The sequence below is a fragment of the Streptomyces diastatochromogenes genome, assembly GCF_002242805.1.
GTDB lineage: Bacteria > Actinomycetota > Actinomycetes > Streptomycetales > Streptomycetaceae > Streptomyces > Streptomyces diastatochromogenes.
The window spans coordinates 242,340-261,062 of sequence record NZ_MCGQ01000007.1 but is presented as its reverse complement, the minus strand read 5'-3'; the positions used below and the strand labels follow the sequence as shown (position 1 = coordinate 261,062).

Here is an 18,723-nt window from a genome sequence, read left to right as displayed (position 1 = left end):
CCAACTCCCCCGGAATCATTGGGTAACCACCGGCTGATGGGCCCAGCATCTCCGGAAGCGACCGCGCGGGACGATCGTGCTACCCGCCCAGCTCCAGGTAGGGCTAACCCCCGGCCGCACGACGACATGGCAGCGCCCCCGGTGTCACGCGGACGCCGGGGGCGCGATGCGAACCAGTGGGTGGGATCAGCCCGAGTACGGCTCGGCCTTCAGGATCCGCACCGAGGCCTTCTTGCCGTTCGGCAGCTCGTACGCCGCGTCCTCGCCGACCTTGTGGCCGATGACACCGGCGCCCAGCGGGGACTGCGGCGAGTACGTCTCGATGTCGGCGCTCGCGTACTCGCGGGAGGCGAGCAGGAACGTCATCGTGTCGTCCTCGTCGCCGTCGAAGGCGATCGTGACGACCATGCCCGGCGCGACGGCACCGTCGGCGGAGACCGGGGCCTCGCCGACCTGGGCGCCCTCCAGAAGCTGGGTCAGCTGGCGCACGCGCAGCTCCTGCTTGCCCTGCTCCTCCTTGGCAGCGTGGTACCCGCCGTTCTCGCGCAGGTCGCCCTCCTCGCGCGCGGCCGCGATCTTGGCGGCGATCTCCGTGCGCGCAGGACCAGTAAGGTACTCAAGCTCGTCCTTGAGCTTGTTGTACGCCTCCTGGGTCAGCCAGGTGACGTTCTCGCTGGTCTGGGTCACAGGGTGCTCCTCGTCGGTACTGGGAATACAAAGCATCGCCCTACCCAGAAGAATGTTCCCTCTTGGATGGGCGAAACCACGAGCCTAACAATTCAATGCCAGAAGGGGGAGGACATAAGCCATCAGAATCTCATCAATGCAGGTCAGAGCATATGCATTGCGAGTGAAGGATCAGCCGGCGTGGCAGCCGAGCAGCTCGGCCGTCGTCCCCTCGGCCGTCGTACGGAGCGTGACGACCTTGTCGATGCGCGTGGCCGAACCCGTGAAGCGGAAGTCCGCCCGGCCCACCTCGGCACCGTCCGCCGACTGGGAGCGCAGGGTGCAGTAGCCGGTGGCGCCGGAGTCCTTGTGGACCTCCAGATGCACCTTGACCGCGTCGTCCGAGGCCTGGAAGGTGATCACCTGGGCGCTGATCTCGTTCTGCGCGACGTAGTGGTAGGCGAAGTAGCCGACCAGTGCGAGCAGGAGGGCGCCCAGCACGGATCCGGCGATCTTGAGCTTGCGGTCGGCACGCTCGTCCGAGGAGCGACCGTAGCGGCCCTCGGGCAGCCGCGTGCTCGCCGTGCTCATGATCGTCCTCTCCGCGGAATTATTCGCCCCCCGATTCGGTCACTATAGAAGCCGCCGAACGCACCCCAAGACGCGGGGGCGCCGACATACGAGGATCGAGTGTCTTGACTGACCAGCTGCGACTGATGGCCGTGCACGCGCACCCCGACGACGAGTCGAGCAAGGGCGCGGCGACCATGGCGAAGTACGTGTCCGAGGGGGTGGACGTGCTGGTGGTGACGTGCACCGGCGGAGAGCGCGGGTCCATCCTCAACCCCAAGCTGCAGGGCGACCAGTACATCGAGGAGCACATCCACGAGGTACGCAAGAAGGAGATGGACGAGGCTCGCGAGATCCTCGGGATCAAGCAGGAGTGGCTCGGCTTCGTCGACTCCGGCCTGCCCGAGGGCGACCCGCTGCCGCCGCTGCCCGAGGGCTGCTTCGCCCTGGAGGACGTCGACAAGGCGGCCGGCGAGCTGGTCCGGAAGATCCGCTCCTTCCGCCCGCAGGTGATCACCACCTACGACGAGAACGGCGGCTACCCGCACCCCGACCACATCATGACCCACAAGATCTCGATGGTGGCGTTCGAGGGCGCGGCGGACACCGAGAAGTACCCCGAGAGCGAGTACGGCCCGGCCTACCAGCCGCTCAAGCTCTACTACAACCAGGGCTTCAACCGCCCCCGCACCGAGGCCCTGCACCAGGCGATGCTCGACCGCGGCCTGGACTCGCCCTACGGGGAGTGGCTCAAGCGCTGGAAGGAGTTCGAGCGCACCGAGCGCACGCTGACCACGCACATCCCGTGCGCGGACTTCTTCGAGATCCGTGACAAGGCGCTGATCGCCCACGCCACGCAGATCGACCCCGACGGCGGCTGGTTCAAGGTGCCGATGGAGCTGCAGAAGGCGGTCTGGCCGACGGAGGAGTACGAGCTGGCGAAGGCGCTCGTCGACACCTCCCTCCCCGAGGACGACCTCTTCGCGGGCATCCGCGACAATGCCTGACATGAGCGCAAGCCTGGCACTGACGCATCTCGTCCCCCTCGCCAAGGAAATCGACGAGAACAAGGTCACCCCCGGCGTCCTCGGCTTCATCGTCTTCGCGGTGATGGCCCTGGCCGTGTGGGGCCTGATGAAGTCGATGAGCAAGCACATGCAGAAGGTCGACTTCAAGGAGTCCCCGGACGCCGGGTCGGAGCAGCCGTCCGACTCCACACCGCAGCGGGGCTGACCCCTCAGCGCCCGGCCGGCACCGCCACCCCCATCACCTCCCGGGCGTGGCGGTCCGGCGTCATGCGCAGCCGCCAGGCCTGCCAGCCCGCCTCCAGGCTCACGCCCCGCTCCAGCAGCAGGGCGTAGGCCGGTACCCACTCGTCCAGCTTCTCGTCCCGCAGCGGATGCGTGGCGCGGGCCAGCTGGGCCAGCTCCTCCTGGGCGACGGCCGTACCCACCTCCATGCCGCCCGGCGCCCCGTACGGCAGCAGGGTGCAGCGCAGGAAGCGGGCCCAGTCCTCGCCGCGCCGGTCGCCGTAGGACGTGAACAGGGTCAGCGCCTCGTCGCACAGGGCCAGCGCCTGCGGGATCCGGGCGTTGCCCGCGTCCACCACCGCCAGCTCCAGGCAGGTCCAGGCCTCGCCGTGGGCGACGCCGATGCGCTGGAAGTCGGCGCGGGCGTCCACGAGCAGCTGACGGGCGAAGCCCGAGTTGCGCAGCGAGCCGGTCTGCGCGGCCCGCTGGTCCCGGGTGACCCGGGCCGAGTGGTGCCGGGCGCAGGCCAGGCCGTAGACGTCGCGCATCCGGGAGAACATCTGCCGGGAACGCTCCAGGTCCCGGACCGCATGGTCCAGCTCGCCGGTCTCCTCCAGGGCCTGGCCGAGGTAGTACAGCGTCCAGGCCTCGCCGCGCGCGTCCTCGTTCTCCCGGTGCCGGGCCGCCGCCTGGCGCAGGCCCTCCACCGCGGGGGCGGCGTCGCCGCCGACCAGCCGCGCCCGGGCCAGCTGGGTCAGCGCCCAGGCCTCCCCGCGCGCGTCGCGGGTACGGCCGTACCGCTCCAGGGCCGCCCGCAGCTCCGTCTCCGCGCGCGGTACGTCACCCATCCGCAGGGCCAGCTGGCCGAGCTGGAAGTGGGCCCAGGCCTCGCCGTGCAGGGAGCCGCCCTCGCGGTGCAGGACCAGGGAGCGGGTGAGCAGGTCCAGCGCCTCCGACAGCCGGGCGCGGTCGCGCTGGACCGCCGCCAGCGCGTGCATCGTCCAGGCGCGGTCCGTCGACAGCTCCTCGGCCGCCTGCAGATCCAGGGCCTCCTGGAGCTTGGCGGCCGCTTCGGTGAGGTTCCCCTGGTGGTGCAGGGTGATGCCGAGGGAGCACAGGGCGCGGGCGGCGCCCGCGTCGTGGTGGGCCTCCCGGTAGAGGTCCACGACCGAGGCGAGCGTGGTGCGCGCCTTGTCCAGCTCGCCCAGGTGGCGGGCCGCGATACCCGTGCGCCACTGCACGGAACGCACCAGCAGGCCCTGGTCGACGGCCTGGGCCAGCTCGCTGATCTCGCCCAGCCGGTACAGGTCCCCGCGCAGCAGGCAGTAGTCGCACAGGGCACCGAGCAGGTTCAGCACCGCCGCCTGGTTCACGCCCTCCGCGTGCCGCAGGGCCGCCGTGATGAAGCTGGACTCGTCGTCCAGCCAGCGCAGCGCCTCGTCCAGCGAGGTGAAGCCGTGCGGGCCGAAGCGGTCCGAGCGCGTCGACATGTTGCCGTCGACCAGCCGCAGCACCGAGTCGGCCAGCTCCGCGTAGTTCACGATCAGCCGCTCCTGCGCGGCCGTGCGCTCGGCCGGGTCCTCCTCGTCCAGCAGCCGGGCCTGCGCGAAGGCACGCACCAGGTCGTGCAGCCGGTAGCGGCTGCCGCGCACATGGTCGATCAGGCCCGCCCGGGCGAGCGCGGCCAGATGCCGGGTCGCCTCCGGCTCGTCGGTGGCCAGCAGGGCGGCGGCCGCCGCCGCGCCCAGCGAGGCCCGGCCGGCCAGCGCCAGCCTTCGCAGCAGCCGGCGCGCGCTCTCCGGCTGGTCGGTGTAGCGCAGCCACAGCACCCGCTCCACCGGCTCCACCGGGCCGTACGCGCCCAGGTCCGTGGCCAGCTGCCGGGGCGAGCGCGGACCCAGCGACGAGCCCGCGACCCGCAGCGCCAGCGGCAGGCTTCCGCACAACTGCCGGATCCGGTCCGTGGACTCGGCGTCGTACGGCCCCGACATGTCCTGCGCGGCCGCGCTCAGCAGTTCCTCGGCGCCCGCCGTGTCCAGCGCCTCCACCGGCAGATGGTGCACCCAGGCCACCAGGTCCGCGGGCAGCTCCAGCGGCGTGCGGGAGGTGACCAGGACCAGGCTGTCGGAGCGCTCCGGCACCAGCGCCCGCACCTGCTCCGGGTCCGAGGCGTCGTCCAGCACGATCGTCACCGGCACACCGGTCAGCTGCTGGTGGTACAGCTCGCCGAGCCGCTTGACCTGCTGGTCGGGGGAGGAGCGCTCACGGAACAGCAACTGCTCGCGGGGTGCGCCGAGCCGGTTGAGCAGGTGCAGCAGGGCGTCCCGGGTGGGCAGCGGCGGCTCCTCCCGGCTGCCGCCGCGCAGGTCCACGACGACCGCGCCGCGGAAATGGTCCCTGAGGTCGTGCGCCGCCCGGACCGCGAGCGTCGTACGGCCCGCGCCCGGCTCCCCGTGCAGCACCACCACCGTCGGCCGGGTATCGGTCGCCGCCCGGGCCGACTGCGCCCACTGCCTGATCCGCGCCAGCTCCTGGCGGCGCCCCGCGAACGGGCCGGCCGGCTCCGGCAGTTGACCGAACGACTGCTCCAGCACCGTACGCCTGCGGGCCGCCGCGCTCTTGTCCGCACCGCGCAGCGCCGGGCCGCTCGTCTTCTTCGGACCCGTGGAGGCGCTGAGCACCCGCTGCTGGTCGAGGAACGGGCGGATGCCGCGCACCTCCAGCGCGGTCAGCCACTGCAGCCGCAGCTGCTCCGGGCCGCCGGGCTGGCCGGCCGCGCCCGCGCGATGGTGGGCGGCGGGCAGATGGGAACCGGCCACCTTCACCACGGTGGCCGCGGCCCCCACCACACCCACGGCGACGCCCGCACCGACGGCCGTACCGGTACCGGTGCCGAGGGACAGGTCGGCGACGGCGGCGGCCACCGCGGCGACGCCCGCCACCAGTAAGGCCGTTCCGGCACCCTCGCGGGCGTACCGCTGGCCGAAGGTGAGGCGCCCGGCCTCGGCCTCGTCGAGCGCGCGCGTGTAGGTCTCGTACTCCTCGGCTGCGGACTGCGCCATGGCGTCCAGCGCGCCGCGCCCCCGCGACAGCAGGAGCTGCCCGTCGGTCCGCCCGCCGGAGCGCCGTACCTCCTCCTCCACGGCCCGCCCCAGCAGCCGCTCGGCCTCCACCCGGTGGCTGTCCCGCATGTCCCGTCCCCCTCCGGCGGCAACTCCCTTGCCTATGAGTGTCCTTCGGGGAGGGCGGGAACGCGAGGGGCGGAGATCAGGGGCTGGGTGAGGATTTGGTGGCGGCAACTCCCTTGTGCGCGGCCGCCTTTTGCGGCTCCGACAACGCCAGAACCACACACACCCCCGCCAGCACGGTCTCCGCCACCGCACACGCCAGCGCCTGCGCGAGGTCGCTGCCCGACTGGGACGTCGTTATGTCGAACCATGCGTCCAGCACCGCCATCGCCGCCGTCGCCGCGGCCGTGAGGCGGGCCCGGGGATCCGCGCGCAGGCCGAGCAGGGCCGTCGCGGCGCAGCCTGTCGCGATGAGGGCGTCGAGGCCGATCCAGGCCAGCGACCAGTGCTGTACCTCCGTGCTGCCCGGGAGTGTCAGCGCGAGCACCACCATCCACGGCACCAGCAGGACGGCCCCCGCCCCGAGCAGGATCAGCGTCCACCTCTTCGCCGTCCACCTCTTCGCCGTCCACTTCTTCGCCGTCCACTTCTTCAGTGCGCCCTTCATGAAAGATCCCCCGTCCGTCGTCCGCGTCCTTTCCGCACAGCCCCACAGTAGACCGCAGAGAAATTTTTGCAAAGAAAACTCGGCAGAGATCAGGGACGGCTCAGGGTTCTCAGGGTTACGGTGGCCGCATGACCGACGGCATGCCCGAGATGACCAGCCTTGAGCGCACCGCTCTCTACAAGTCCCTCGGCAACCCCCTGCGCCGCCGGATCCTCGACTACCTCGGCCGGCACGGCGAGGCGAACTCCACCGTCCTCGCCCGCGAACTCGGCGAGAGCTCCGGCACCACCAGCTACCACCTGCGCAAACTCGCCGAGCAGCGGCTCATCGAGGAGATCCCGGAGAAGTCCGGCGGACGCGAGCGCTGGTGGCGGGTACTGCCCTTCAGGCACACCACACCCGACCCGGCCACGATGTCCCCGGAGGAGTACGCGGCCGCCGAACAGCTCGCCCACCTCAAGATCGAGTTCGACACCGCCCTCTACCGCCGCGCCCACCAGGAGTACCGGGGTCCCGAGGGCTGGGCCCAGGTCCAGCGCACCGGCACCTGGCTGACCAGGGAGGAACTCCTCGCCTTCATGCGCGAGTACCACGCCCTGCTCGAGCGGTACGGCCACCTCCGCGAGGACGCCCCCGAGGGGGCGCGCCCGGTGATGATGCGTTTCTACGCGGTCCCGGAGCCCGTGGGAGAGTGGAACGGTGAACCGACTGGCCCATGAGACGTCCCCGTACCTGCTCCAGCACGCCGACAACCCCGTCGACTGGTGGCCCTGGTCGGCCGAGGCCTTCGAGGCCGCCCGCAAGGCGAACAGACCGGTCCTCCTGAGCGTCGGCTACAGCAGCTGCCACTGGTGTCATGTCATGGCCCACGAGTCCTTCGAGGACCAGGCCACCGCCGACTACCTCAACGAGCACTTCGTCAGCGTCAAGGTCGACCGCGAGGAGCGCCCGGACGTCGACGCCGTCTACATGGAGGCCGTGCAGGCGGCCACCGGCCAGGGCGGCTGGCCCATGACCGTGTTCCTCACCCCGGACGCCGAACCCTTCTACTTCGGCACCTACTTCCCGCCCGCGCCCCGGCACGGCATGCCCTCCTTCCGGCAGGTGCTGGAGGGCGTCCGGCAGGCCTGGGACGAGCGGCGCGACGAGGTCGGCGAGGTCGCCGAGAAGATCGTGCGCGATCTCGCCCAGCGGGAGATCAGCTACCAGACCGACCGGGTCCCCGGCGAACAGGAGTTGGCCCAGGCCCTCCTCGGGCTCACCCGCGAGTACGACCCGCAGCGCGGCGGATTCGGCGGCGCGCCCAAGTTCCCGCCGTCCATGGTGCTGGAGTTCCTGCTGCGGCACCACGCGCGGACCGGCGCCGAGGGCGCCCTGCAGATGGCCCAGGACACCTGCGAGCGGATGGCCCGCGGCGGGATCTACGACCAGCTCGGCGGCGGGTTCGCCCGCTACTCCGTCGACCGCGACTGGGTGGTGCCGCACTTCGAGAAGATGCTGTACGACAACGCGCTGCTGTGCCGTGTGTACGCGCATCTGTGGCGAGCCACCGCCCGCGGCGGAGCCGCTGATGGACACGGCGACCTCGCCCGGCGGGTCGCCCTGGAGACCGCCGACTTCCTGGTGCGCGAACTGCGCACCACCGAGGGCGGGTTCGCCTCGGCCCTCGACGCCGACAGCGACGACGGCACGGGCAAGCACGTCGAGGGCGCCTACTACGCGTGGACCCCCGAGCAGCTCCGCGAGACCCTCCAAGGTGATGCCGACCTCGCCGCCCAGTACTTCGGCGTGACCGAGGAAGGCACCTTCGAGCACGGCCAGTCGGTCCTCCAGCTTCCGCAGCAGGAAGGCGTCTTCGACGCCCAGCTGATCGCGTCCGTCAAGGACCGCCTGCTGGAGAAGCGCGCGCAGCGCCCCGCCCCCGGCCGCGACGACAAGGTCGTCGCCGCCTGGAACGGGCTCGCGATCGCCGCGCTCGCCGAGACCGGCGCCTACTTCGGGCGGCCCGACCTCGTCGAAGCCGCCGTCGGCGCCGCCGATCTCCTCGTCCGCGTGCATCTCGACGACCATGGCCGGCTCGCCCGGACCAGCAAGGACGGCCGAGTAGGGCCCAACGCGGGGGTGCTGGAGGACTACGCCGACGTCGCCGAGGGCTTCCTCGCGCTCGCGTCCGTGACCGGCGAGGGTGTCTGGCTGGACTTCGCCGGGCTGCTCCTCGACCATGTGCTGGCCCGCTTCACCGACCCCGGCAGCGGCGCCCTGTACGACACCGCCTCCGACGCCGAGCAGCTCATCCGCCGGCCCCAGGACCCCACCGACAACGCCACCCCGTCCGGCTGGACCGCGGCGGCCGGTGCCCTGCTGAGCTATGCGGCCCACACCGGCTCGGAGGCCCACCGGGCGGCGGCGGAACGGGCGTTGGGCGTGGTGAAGGCGCTCGGGCCGCGCGTGCCGCGGTTCATCGGGTGGGGGCTGGCCGTCGCGGAGGCGCTGCTCGACGGGCCCCGGGAGGTCGCGATCGTCGGGCCGTCCCTCGCCGACGAGAGGACAAGTGTCCTGCACCGTACGGCACTTCTCGGCAACGCCCCGGGTGCCGTCGTCGCCGCCGGGACTCCGGACAGTGACGAGTTCCCGTTGCTCGCCGATCGTCCGCTCGTGGGCGGTGAACCGGCGGCGTACATCTGCCGTAACTTCACCTGTGACGTCCCGACGACCGATCCGGAGCGGCTGGGCGCGGCGCTGAACACCACCTGAGCGGCGCGAACGAACGGGGCAGCGGAGGAGTGAACTGCCCAAATGTGAGCAGGTGTTCGGATAGCTACCGCTTCCCGTAACACCGTTCCGAAACACGCTATTTATCGGAACAGCTCCCACGCTTCACAGATCCCCCCTAGTCTCTCCACAGCGCGCACGCGGGTGTTACTCACCGTTGCGCGCACAGGGGGTATTGGGGATCTGGGGGGATCTTTTTGCTGACGTCTGTCTTTATTGCTGCCGTTTCGCTGGCTCTGTTCTGGATGGCGGCCTTCACTCTGTGGTGGCAGATGCACGCGTGGCGTACGCCCGAGGTGCTCGCCTCCACCCGGTTCAGCAGACCGGACGGGGACGAGCACCTGTCCTTCTCGCTGCTCCTGCCGGCCCGGCACGAGCAGGCCGTGCTCGACCACACCATCCAGCGGCTGCTGGAGTCCACACACGCCGACTTCGAGATCATCGTGATCGTCGGGCACGACGACCCGGAGACCACCGAGGTGGCCCGGGCGGCGGCCGAGCGCGACCAGCGTGTCCGTGTCGTCGTCGACACCCACGAGAAGAAGAACAAACCGAAGGCCATGAACACGGCGCTGCCGCACTGCCGCGGCGACGTCGTCGGGGTCTTCGACGCCGAGGACCAGGTCCACCCGGAGCTGCTCGCCCACGTCGACCACGCGTTCCGGACGACGGAGGCGGACGTCGTCCAGGGCGGTGTCCAGCTGATCAACTTCCACTCCAGCTGGTACAGCCTGCGCAACTGCCTGGAGTACTTCTTCTGGTTCCGCTCCCGGCTGCACCTGCACGCGCAGAAGGGGTTCATCCCGCTCGGCGGCAACACCGTCTTCGTGCGGACCGACGTCCTCAGGGAAGCGGACGGCTGGGACCCCAACTGCCTCGCCGAGGACTGCGACCTGGGCGTGCGGCTGTCCAGCGTCGGCAAGAAGGTCGTCGTCGCCTACGACTCCGACATGGTCACCCGTGAGGAGACCCCGGGCTCGCTGATGTCGCTGCTGAAGCAGCGCACCCGCTGGAACCAGGGCTTCCTGCAGGTGTACCGGAAGAAGGACTGGAAGCAACTGCCCGGCTTCAGGCAGCGGTTGCTCGCCCGGTACACGCTGATGACCCCGTTCCTGCAGGCCTTCTCCGGCGTGATCATTCCGGTCAACGCGGCGATCGCGCTCTTCCTCGACGTGCCGGTCGGCGTCGCCTTCATCACCTTCCTGCCGCTGGTCACGGCCGCCGTCACCTTCGTCTTCGAGGTGGTCGGACTGCACGACTTCGGCAAGCAGTACGGGCTTCGGGTCCGCCTCGTCCACTACGCGAAGCTCGTCGTGGGCGGCCCCTTCTACCAGGTCCTCCTTGCCGGGGCGGCGATCCGCGCGGTGTGGCGCGAGCAACGCGGCCGGAACGACTGGGAGTTGACCACGCACGTCGGCGCGCACCTCACCGCGGCCGAGCCGATCCGAGAGGACGTTCCTGCGTGACCTCCACTCTTCCCGCGGTGACCACTCCGAAGGTCCCCGCGCAGCGCCGGCCTGCGCCTGAGGCGCGTTCGACCGGCCGGACACGCCCGCCGGAGCGGCTCCGCTCCTCCCGCTCCGACCTGCTGCTGTGCGGTCTCCTGCTCGCGGCGATCCTCGTCGTCCAGGGCTGGCACATCGCCGACTACCCGACCCTCAGCGACGACGAGGGCACCTACCTCGCCCAGGCCTGGGCCGTCCAGCAGGGCAAGGGCCTGGCCCACTACACCTACTGGTACGACCACCCGCCGCTCGGCTGGGTCCAGATAGCCCTGCTCACCTGGATACCCTCGGCGATCAGCCCGGGCTCGATGACCGTCGGCTCCATGCGGATCGCCATGCTGGTGATCAGCGGCATCAGCGCGGTGCTGGTGTACGTCCTCGGCCGCAGGCTCTCCCTGCCCCGCTGGGCCGCCGGGCTCGGCATGGCCCTGTTCGGGCTCTCGCCGCTGGCCGTCGTGCTCCAGCGGGAGATCTTCCTCGACAACATCGCCGTGATGTGGTTGCTGCTGGCGTTCTGCCTCGCCGCCTCGCCCAGCCGGCATCTGTGGCACCACTTCGGCGCGGGCCTCGCGGCCGCCGCGGGCGTGCTCACCAAGGAGACGATGCTCGTCGTCCTGCCCGCCCTGTTCGTCACCATGTGGCGGCACAGCCACCGCGACACCCGCAAGTTCGCGCTCACCGGAGCCGTCACCGCCTGCGCCCTGATCGGCTTCTCCTACCCGCTCTTCGCCCTGCTGAAGGGCGAGCTGCTTCCGGGCAGCGGGCACGTCTCGCTGTGGGACGGCGTCAAGTACCAGATGTCCAGGCCCGGTTCGGGCTTCATCCTGGACACCTCCTCCGGCTCGTACGGGGTGCTGCACTCCTGGCTGTACTACGACCGGGTGCTGCCCCTCGGCGGCCTCGCCGGAGCCCTGCTGCTGATCGTCACCTGGCGCTGGTCGGTCACCGCCCGTGCCCTCGCCGGACCCGCCCTGGCCGTGGCGATCCTGGCCGCCGTGGCCATGCGGCCCAACGGTTATCTGCCCGCCATGTACATCATCGGCGCGCTGCCGTTCCTCGCCCTGGTCCTGGCCGGCGGCGCCGCCTCCGTCGCCCACGCGGTCGTCCGCCGTAGGCGCGCCGAGGGCGAGAAGCGGTATGTCACCGGCGGCCGGTACGCGCTCGCCGCCGTACTGGCCCTCGCCGCCGGCGCCTACGTCGTACCGCACTGGTACGACGGCGACCGCACCGCCCTTACCGCCGATGCCAACAAGCCCTACCGGCAGGCCTCCCACTGGCTCAGCACGAAGGTCGCGGACCCGAAGGGCACCCGTGTCCTCGTGGACGACGCCCTCTGGCTGGACCTCGTGCACGCCGGGTACCGGCCCGGGCTCGGCGCGATCTGGTTCTACAAGGCCGACCTCGACCCGGCCGTCACCAAGACCATGCCGCACGGCTGGCGGGACATCGACTACGTCGTCGCCTCGCCGACCGTCCGCCGCGACGCCAAGGACCTGCCCAACGTCAAGGCCGCCATCCAGCACTCCGAGCCGGTCGCCACCTTCGGCACCGGACCCGACCGGATCGAGATCCGGCAGATCCAGACGGCAGCCGCGGGAGGCGCGCGATGAGCAGCCACGAGTACACCGTCCCGGCCGAGGGCCTGGACGCCGCGGAAGTCGCCGAGCCCGGCGCCGTCACCATCGTCGTGCCGACCTTCAACGAGTCCGCGAACATCCGGCAGCTGCTGCACCAGATCACCGAGTCGGTGCCCGCCCGGCTGCCCTGCGAGGTCGTCTTCGTGGACGACTCCACCGACGACACCCCCGAGGTGATCCGCGCGGCCGCGCAGGACTGCCCGTTCCCGGTGGCCGTGCTGCACCGCGAGGATCCGGTCGGCGGGCTCGGCGGGGCGGTGGTCGAGGGGCTGAAGGCGGCGACCTCGGACTGGATCGTCGTCATGGACGGCGACTGCCAGCATCCGCCGTCCCTGGTGCCGGAGTTGGTGGCCACCGGTGAGCGGACGAACGCCGGGCTCGTCGTCGCCTCCCGGTACATCAAGGGCGGCAGCCGGGCCGGGCTGGCCGGCAGCTACCGGGTGGCCGTCTCGCGCGGCGCGACCTGGCTCACCAAGGCGCTCTTCCCGCGCCGGCTGCACGGCATCAGCGACCCGATGAGCGGCTTCTTCGCGATCCGGCGCAGCGCGGTCACGGCCGACGTGCTCAAGCCGCTCGGCTACAAGATCCTCCTGGAGCTGGCGGTACGCAGCCGCCCCCGGCAGGTCGCCGAGGTGCCGTTCGTCTTCCAGGACCGGTTCGCCGGCGAGTCCAAGTCGAGCGCGCAGGAGGGCTTCCGCTTCCTGCGCCACCTGGTCGGGCTGCGCACCGCCTCACCGGTCGCCCGCATGGTCGGCTTCGGGCTGATCGGGGCGAGCGGCTTCGTGCCGAACCTCGTCGGGCTGTGGGCGCTGACCGTGCTCGGCCTGCACTACGTGCCCGCCGAGATCCTCGCCAACCAGCTCGGCGTCGCCTGGAACTTCCTGCTCATCGAGCAGCTGCTGTTCCGCGACCGGCGCGCGCACCGCCGCTGGTGGGACCGGCTGGGCCGGTTCGCGCTGCTCGCCAACGCTGACCTGGTGCTGCGCATCCCGCTGATCGCGCTGCTGGTGGACCGGTTCGGGATGGGCGCGCTGCCCGCCACCGCGCTCGCGCTGGTCATGACGTTCGTCCTGCGCTTCGTGGGGACCGAAGCGCTGGTCTATCTCCCGCGACGCCGCCGCGGGGGCAGTACAACCGCTAGGAGAGCCGTGTGAGCAAGTACCGCAGACGGACCGCGCTGGTCGGGGTGGGGGCCCTGACCGCCGGTCTGCTTCTCACCTCACCGCAGGCCGCCGTGGCCGCCAACCTGGTCAAGAACCCGGGCTTCGAGACCGCCGGTACGGACGACATGCCCTACTGCTGGGAGAAGTCCGGGTGGGGCAACAACGACTTCAGCTTCCAGACCACGTCCGACGCCCACTCCGGTACCAAGGCCATGAAGGTCACGCTGACCCGGCGGGTGGACGGTGACCGCAAGGCGCTGATCACCGAGTCCACCGCGTGCGCGCCGGTGGTGACCGTCGGCAAGCAGTACGACCTCGGGCTCTGGTACAAGACCACGACGCCCGACGCCAACATCACCCTCTTCCGGCACGACGCCACCGCCGGCTGGCAGTACTGGACCGACCTGAAGACCCTGGACATGGCGTCCGCGTGGACCCAGGCCACGGTCCGCACCCCCGCGGTCCCGGCCGGCACCGACCGGATCACCTGGGGTGTCTCCGTCTACGGCACCGGCTCGGCGACCACCGACGACTACACCATGGAGCAGGTCGCGGACCCGGTCCCGCCCGCCCAGTGCACCGGCACGAACGACCAGTGCGCCAACGGCAGTTGGTCCGTCCTGCCGACGCAGAACCCGGTCCGCTCCATGCACTCGGTCGTCCTCAACAACGGCAAGGTGCTGCTGATCGCGGGCTCCGGCAACAGCGAGGAGAACTTCAACGCGGGCACCTTCACCAGCGCGGTGTACGACCCGGCGAACGGCACCTACAAGGTGATCCCGACGCCGAAGGACATGTTCTGCGCCGGCCATGTGCAGCTCCAGGATGGCCGGGTGCTCGTCATGAGCGGCAACAAGGCGTACCCGGTCGCGGGCGGGCACGGCTACGAGGGGTTCAAGGACTCGTACATCTTCGACCCGAAGACCGAGACCTACAGCAAGACCAACGACCTCAACGACGGCCACTGGTACCCGTCGGCGACCGAGCTGGGCAACGGTGACGTCGTCTCCTTCGGCGGTCTGCGCGAGGACTCCACCGGCTCGGTGACCGCCGAGTACTGGTCGGACAAGGACCAGCAGTGGCTGCCGCTGTGGAAGGTCAACCAGACCTGGTCGTACTGGGGTCTGTACCCGTCGATGGTCCTCATGCAGGACGGCCGCCTCTTCTACACGGGCAGCCATGTCTTCGGCAACAACATCCCCGGCACCGGCTCGGCGGTCTACGACTACAACGCCAACACGGTCACCCAGGTCCCGGGGCTGCAGAACAAGGACCAGCGGGACCAGTCGGCGAGCGTCCTGCTACCTCCGGCGCAGGACCAGAAGGTCCTCACCATCGGCGGCGGCAACATCGACTCCAACCCCGACGCCAACCGCCTCACCGACCTGATCGACCTCAAGCAGGCGAACCCGTCGTACGTCGCCGGGCCGCAGATCCCGCAGGGCACGGTCGACCTCGGCAACGGCAAGGTCGCCGAGACCGGCAACCAGGGCAAGATGTACGTCTCCGCCGTCCTGCTGCCCGACGGCAAGGTCCTGGAGACGGGCGGCGCCCTGCACAACCGCGCCAACCCGGTGTACGAGTCCTCGATCTACGACCCGGGCACCAACACCTTCGACCCCGTCGCCGCCGACCCCGAGTCCCGCGGCTACCACTCCTCCGCGTTCCTGCTGCCCGACGGCCGGGTGATGGCCACCGGCGACAACCCGGGCAACGGCACCTGGAACCACAACGTGTCGATCTACACCCCGCCCTACCTCTACAAGGGCACCCGCCCGACGATCACCTCGGTGATCAACCAGGAGTGGAAGTACGGCGACACCCAGCGGATCACCGTCGACCGGCCCATCGCCAAGGCCGAGCTGATCCGCCCGGCCGCGGTCACCCACTCCTCCGACCCGAACCAGCGCTTCGTCGACCTGCCGCTGTCCGTCGACGGCAACAACGTCGACCTGAACGTGACGAGCAACCCCAACCTGGCCCCGCCCGGCTGGTACATGCTCTTCGCGGTGGACGCCAACGGGGTGCCGTCGGTGGCCAAGTGGGTGCATCTGCAGGGGCCGGCCGCGCTCAGCGCCTCGGCCGCCTCCCCGCACGTCCACTCCTTCGCCGACGGTCTGACGGGCACGACCTCGGGGCCGGGCAAGAAGCGGTCCTCGCAGAAGGTCAGCCCCACGATCTCCGGGTGCGACCGGCACTACGGGTCGATCAACGTGTGCGTGCCGACGGTGTTCCCGTCGCAGGTGAAGAAGACCGCCGCCGCCCGCTGCACCTGGCTCAAGCAGAACCACTACGGCCGGCTGAAGGTCAACGGCGGGGACGATCCGCTGGGGCTCGACCGGAACCGGGACGGGGTCGCCTGTGGGAGGGCTGACGTGCGTTAGCCCCTAGGGGCGTTGCGTCAGGGCGCGTTCCACGATCGCTTCGAGCTGGTCGTGGTGCGCGCCCTTCCAGTAGGCGCGGCCGCATGCCGTGCACTGGGCGAAGACGTCGTACGTGCGCTGGGTGCCGTGTTCCAGCTGGTCGGCGACCTCGTCCTTGGTGGCCTCGCGCAGCAGGCCGTTGCAGGCGGTGCAGCGGGTCCAGGGGCGCAGGTCGGGGGCGAAGCGGTCGAGGACGTCCTGGAGCTGGTCCTCGGGGCGGGTGCTGTAGATGTACGCCCCCGCCCACAGCTCGCGACGGCGCAGCAGGCCCCGGTCGCGGCTGAGCATGACCCGCTTCTCCGCCGCCGAGCGGGCGGCCAGCGCCGGGTCGCCGATGTCGGTCGACTCGTACGCCGTGTCCACGCCGAGCAGGCGCAGCCGGCGGGCGAGGGTGCCGAGGTGGACGTCGAGGAGGAAGCGGAGCGGGGCGCCGGGGACCCGCTGGGGGCGTTGCACCGCGCGGACCTCCACGCGCTCGCCCGACGCCGGGATGTGCGACGGCGGCACCTCGCGGCCGTCCACGACCAGCGCGCCGACCTCGGTGAGCGGGACGCCGAGGGACTCGATGACATGGCCGAGCGTCGAGACGCCGTCCGTGCTGAGACCAGCGGCACCGGCGCGCCGTGCCGGCGGCACGAACAGGTGCAGTGCGGGGGCGACTTCGACGTGGATCTCGGGTCCGTTCACATCGTCAGGATGGCACGGGGCCGGGCCGGGGCCTCAGGGTTTTTCGGCGGGGAGGCCGTGTTCCAGGACGTCCAGGGTGCGGTCGAGCAGCTCCGCGTAGTCGTCCTGGTGGCCGTGCTCGGCCCAGTACATCGTGGCCTCCATCAGAGCGCCGATCAGGGACATGGCGTAGACCCGCACCTCCAGGCTGTCCGGGTCGCGGCCGGTGCGCTCGCCGACGGCCTGGCAGATCATCCGGCCGGTGACCGACATGGTCTCCATCATCCGCGAGCGCACCGCGGGGACCTCGGCCGTCAGCCGGCTGCGCAGCCGGGACACCCTGGCGTCCTCCTCGATGCCGGCCTGGACGGCCCGGTGCGTCACGTACCGGATGGATTCCGTCCACGGCTCGTCCGCTGGTCGTGCCCTCAGCTCGTCCAGGAGCAGCGGGTCGTACTCGTCGGTGAGGACGATGTCCTCCTTGGTCGGGAAGTAGCGGAAGACGGTCGACGGCGACACCTCCGCCCGGTCGGCGATCTGGTCGATCGTCGTGGCGTCGTACCCCTGCTCCTCGACCAGGGCGTACGTCGCCGCGCGGATCGCCTCGCGGGTCTTGATCTTCTTGCGTTCGCGCAGACCGAGGCGGGGGCGGTCGGCAGCGGAGGCGGGGGAGTGTGCGGCCGTCATGCCCGTCATTGTCCGGCATCTCCCGCGGGGGCGGCCACGGCCGGGGCCTGCTCGCGTTCCGTGCGCCGCGTGACCGGGGTGTTCGGCAGGAACGCCGCCGCCAGCAGCGCGGAGACCAGGGCGGCGACGCCGCAGACCAGCAGGACCACGCCCATGCCGTGGACGTAGGCACCGTTCGCGGAGGCGGCCAGGTGCGCGGAGCCGGTCTTCTGGGCGATCAGATGTGCGGCGACCACCGAGTCCCCGGCGGTGTGGGCGGCCGGTGCGGGCAGGCCGGTCACGTCGAGGCGGTCGCGGAAGACGTTGGCCAGCAGGCTGCCGAGCAGGGCGATGCCGATCGCGGAGCCGACCTGGCGCAGGGTCATCAGCAGGCCCGAGCCGCTGCCGGCCCGGTCGCGGGGCAGGGTCGCGAGGGCGCCGGTCATGGACGGTACGAGCGCGAAGCCGAAGCCGAGGCCGGCGATGGTGAGCCACAGGGCGGTGAAGCCGTAGCCCGAGACGGTCGTCGTACGGCTGCCGAGCAGGGCGGCGAAGGCCAGCACGACCAGGCCCGCGCTGACCGTGGCGCGCGCCCCGAAGCGGGTGGCGACCGGCGGAGCGAGCTTCGCGGCGACGGACAGGCCGAGGACCATGGGCAGCATCCGGACGCCGGTGCCGAGGGTGTCGTTGCCGAGGACGGCCTGGAGGTAGGGCGGCAGCACGAACATCAGGCCGGACAGCACGAACATCACCAGGGTCGCGGCGACGGTGTTGAGCAGGAAGCCGCGCCTGGCGAGCAGGGTCATGTCCAGCATGGGGCGCGGCACCCGGCGCGAGCGCAGGACCAGCCCGGTGATCAGGACCGCCGCTCCGGCGAACACGGCGAGGAGCAGCGGATCGCCCCAGCCGCGGTCGGGGGCCTCGATGATCGCGTAGATGAGGGCGCCGAGCCCGCCGACGGTGAACGCGGTGGAGAGGGTGTCGACTCTGGGGGAAGCGGGGTCGCGGGTCTCGGGGAGCAGGAGGACGCAGGCCGTGATGCCGATCGCGACCATCGGGACGTTGATCAGGAAGACCGAGCCCCACCAGAAGTGGTCGAGCAACCAGCCGCCGATGATCGGTCCCAGCGGCAGGCCCAGTGCCGAGCCGGTGGAGACGAGGCCGATGGCCTTGCCCTGCTCGTCGGGCGTGAACAGCGACGGCAGCACGGACATCGCCAGCGGTGTGATCAGCGCGGCGCCCACGCCCATCACCGCGCGAGCCGCGATCACCACGTTCACGTCACCGGCGAGGGCGCCCAGCAGGGAGCCGGCCAGGAAGACCACCAGTCCGGCGATCAGCATCCGCCGCCGCCCGAACCGGTCGCCGAGCAGGCCCGCCGGGAGCATCAGCGCCGCGAAGACGACGACGTACGCGTCCGCCATCCACTGCTGCTCACCGGTGGTGGCACCCAGCTGCTCCGCCATGGTCGGCAGCGCCACGTTGAGGATCGTCATGTCGAAGCCGAGCACCAGCATGCTCGCGACCAGGGCCCCGAGGGCCCACCAGCGGCGGGGGTCGCGCCGCGTCTCTTCGGTCTGGATGACAGCAACCATGAAATGAGAGTAACTGTCAAAAGATGGGTTTCGTCAACGGGGATGCACTGTCAGGGAATGAAAAACGGCCACGGC

15 protein-coding genes are annotated in these 18,723 nt (G+C 71.0%); 8 read left to right on the top strand and 7 right to left on the bottom strand.

Annotated features, from left to right (window positions below):
- Positions 1-186 precede the first annotated feature (186 nt).
- Together greA and BEK98_RS05710 are read right to left on the bottom strand one after the other, a co-directional pair.
- Complete coding sequence (gene greA, locus BEK98_RS05715; protein ID WP_094215280.1) at positions 187-687, bottom strand: transcription elongation factor GreA; 501 nt, start codon at positions 685-687, stop codon at positions 187-189.
- 171 nt (positions 688-858) lie between these two features.
- Positions 859-1,257 carry a DUF4307 domain-containing protein gene (locus BEK98_RS05710; RefSeq protein WP_094215279.1) on the bottom strand — a complete coding sequence of 133 codons (399 nt, stop codon included), beginning with the start codon at positions 1,255-1,257 and terminating at the stop codon, positions 859-861.
- Between the two features lie 104 nt (positions 1,258-1,361).
- Here BEK98_RS05710 and mca point away from each other — a divergent pair, with 104 nt between their 5' ends.
- Both mca and BEK98_RS05700 read left to right on the top strand, forming a co-directional pair.
- Complete coding sequence (mca, locus tag BEK98_RS05705) at positions 1,362-2,243, top strand: mycothiol conjugate amidase Mca (RefSeq protein WP_094215278.1); 882 nt, start codon at positions 1,362-1,364, stop codon at positions 2,241-2,243.
- Positions 2,236-2,469, top strand: coding sequence for a hypothetical protein (locus BEK98_RS05700; RefSeq protein ID WP_208643018.1), 234 nt, complete (start codon positions 2,236-2,238; stop codon positions 2,467-2,469). Before mca ends, BEK98_RS05700 begins: the two co-directional genes overlap by 8 nt.
- 4 nt (positions 2,470-2,473) lie before the next feature.
- On the opposite strand, the gene BEK98_RS05695 is transcribed toward BEK98_RS05700, so the two are convergent.
- Both BEK98_RS05695 and BEK98_RS05690 read right to left on the bottom strand, forming a co-directional pair.
- Positions 2,474-5,677 carry a tetratricopeptide repeat protein gene (locus tag BEK98_RS05695; protein ID WP_094215276.1) on the bottom strand — a complete coding sequence of 1,068 codons (3,204 nt, stop codon included), beginning with the start codon at positions 5,675-5,677 and terminating at the stop codon, positions 2,474-2,476.
- Between the two features lie 76 nt (positions 5,678-5,753).
- Complete coding sequence (locus BEK98_RS05690; protein WP_094215275.1) at positions 5,754-6,221, bottom strand: hypothetical protein; 468 nt, start codon at positions 6,219-6,221, stop codon at positions 5,754-5,756.
- A 128-nt stretch (positions 6,222-6,349) separates the two neighbouring features.
- Here BEK98_RS05690 and BEK98_RS05685 point away from each other — a divergent pair, with 128 nt between their 5' ends.
- The 6 genes from BEK98_RS05685 to BEK98_RS05660 all read left to right on the top strand — a co-directional run bounded on the left by BEK98_RS05685 (position 6,350) and on the right by BEK98_RS05660 (position 15,682).
- Positions 6,350-6,940 (top strand): winged helix-turn-helix domain-containing protein, encoded by a 591-nt coding sequence (locus BEK98_RS05685; protein WP_094215274.1) that lies wholly within the window; start codon positions 6,350-6,352, stop codon positions 6,938-6,940.
- On the top strand, positions 6,921-8,975 hold the full coding sequence (locus BEK98_RS05680; RefSeq protein WP_094215273.1) for a thioredoxin domain-containing protein: 2,055 nt from the start codon (positions 6,921-6,923) through the stop codon (positions 8,973-8,975). The genes BEK98_RS05685 and BEK98_RS05680 overlap by 20 nt, the downstream gene beginning before the upstream one ends.
- A gap of 215 nt (positions 8,976-9,190) precedes the next feature.
- A complete protein-coding gene (locus tag BEK98_RS05675; RefSeq protein WP_094215272.1) occupies positions 9,191-10,459 on the top strand; it encodes a glycosyltransferase in 1,269 nt (422 codons plus the stop codon).
- Entirely contained in the window at positions 10,456-12,108 is a 1,653-nt protein-coding gene (locus BEK98_RS05670; protein WP_094215271.1) for an ArnT family glycosyltransferase, read from the top strand. The genes BEK98_RS05675 and BEK98_RS05670 overlap by 4 nt, the downstream gene beginning before the upstream one ends.
- A complete protein-coding gene (locus BEK98_RS05665; RefSeq protein WP_094215270.1) occupies positions 12,105-13,289 on the top strand; it encodes a glycosyltransferase in 1,185 nt (394 codons plus the stop codon). The genes BEK98_RS05670 and BEK98_RS05665 overlap by 4 nt, the downstream gene beginning before the upstream one ends.
- On the top strand, positions 13,286-15,682 hold the full coding sequence (locus tag BEK98_RS05660) for a galactose oxidase early set domain-containing protein (RefSeq protein WP_094215269.1): 2,397 nt from the start codon (positions 13,286-13,288) through the stop codon (positions 15,680-15,682). The genes BEK98_RS05665 and BEK98_RS05660 overlap by 4 nt, the downstream gene beginning before the upstream one ends.
- Before the next feature lie 3 nt (positions 15,683-15,685).
- Here BEK98_RS05660 and BEK98_RS05655 read toward each other — a convergent pair whose 3' ends face one another.
- The 3 genes from BEK98_RS05655 to BEK98_RS05645 are packed head-to-tail and all read right to left on the bottom strand — an operon-like array spanning position 15,686 to position 18,648.
- On the bottom strand, positions 15,686-16,408 hold the full coding sequence (locus BEK98_RS05655) for a Mut7-C RNAse domain-containing protein (RefSeq protein WP_094215268.1): 723 nt from the start codon (positions 16,406-16,408) through the stop codon (positions 15,686-15,688).
- 33 nt (positions 16,409-16,441) lie between these two features.
- Complete coding sequence (locus tag BEK98_RS05650) at positions 16,442-17,074, bottom strand: TetR/AcrR family transcriptional regulator (RefSeq protein WP_483027323.1); 633 nt, start codon at positions 17,072-17,074, stop codon at positions 16,442-16,444.
- Positions 17,075-17,079: 5 nt separating this feature from the next.
- Positions 17,080-18,648 carry an MFS transporter gene (locus tag BEK98_RS05645; protein WP_094215266.1) on the bottom strand — a complete coding sequence of 523 codons (1,569 nt, stop codon included), beginning with the start codon at positions 18,646-18,648 and terminating at the stop codon, positions 17,080-17,082.
- Positions 18,649-18,723: the final 75 nt, after the last annotated feature.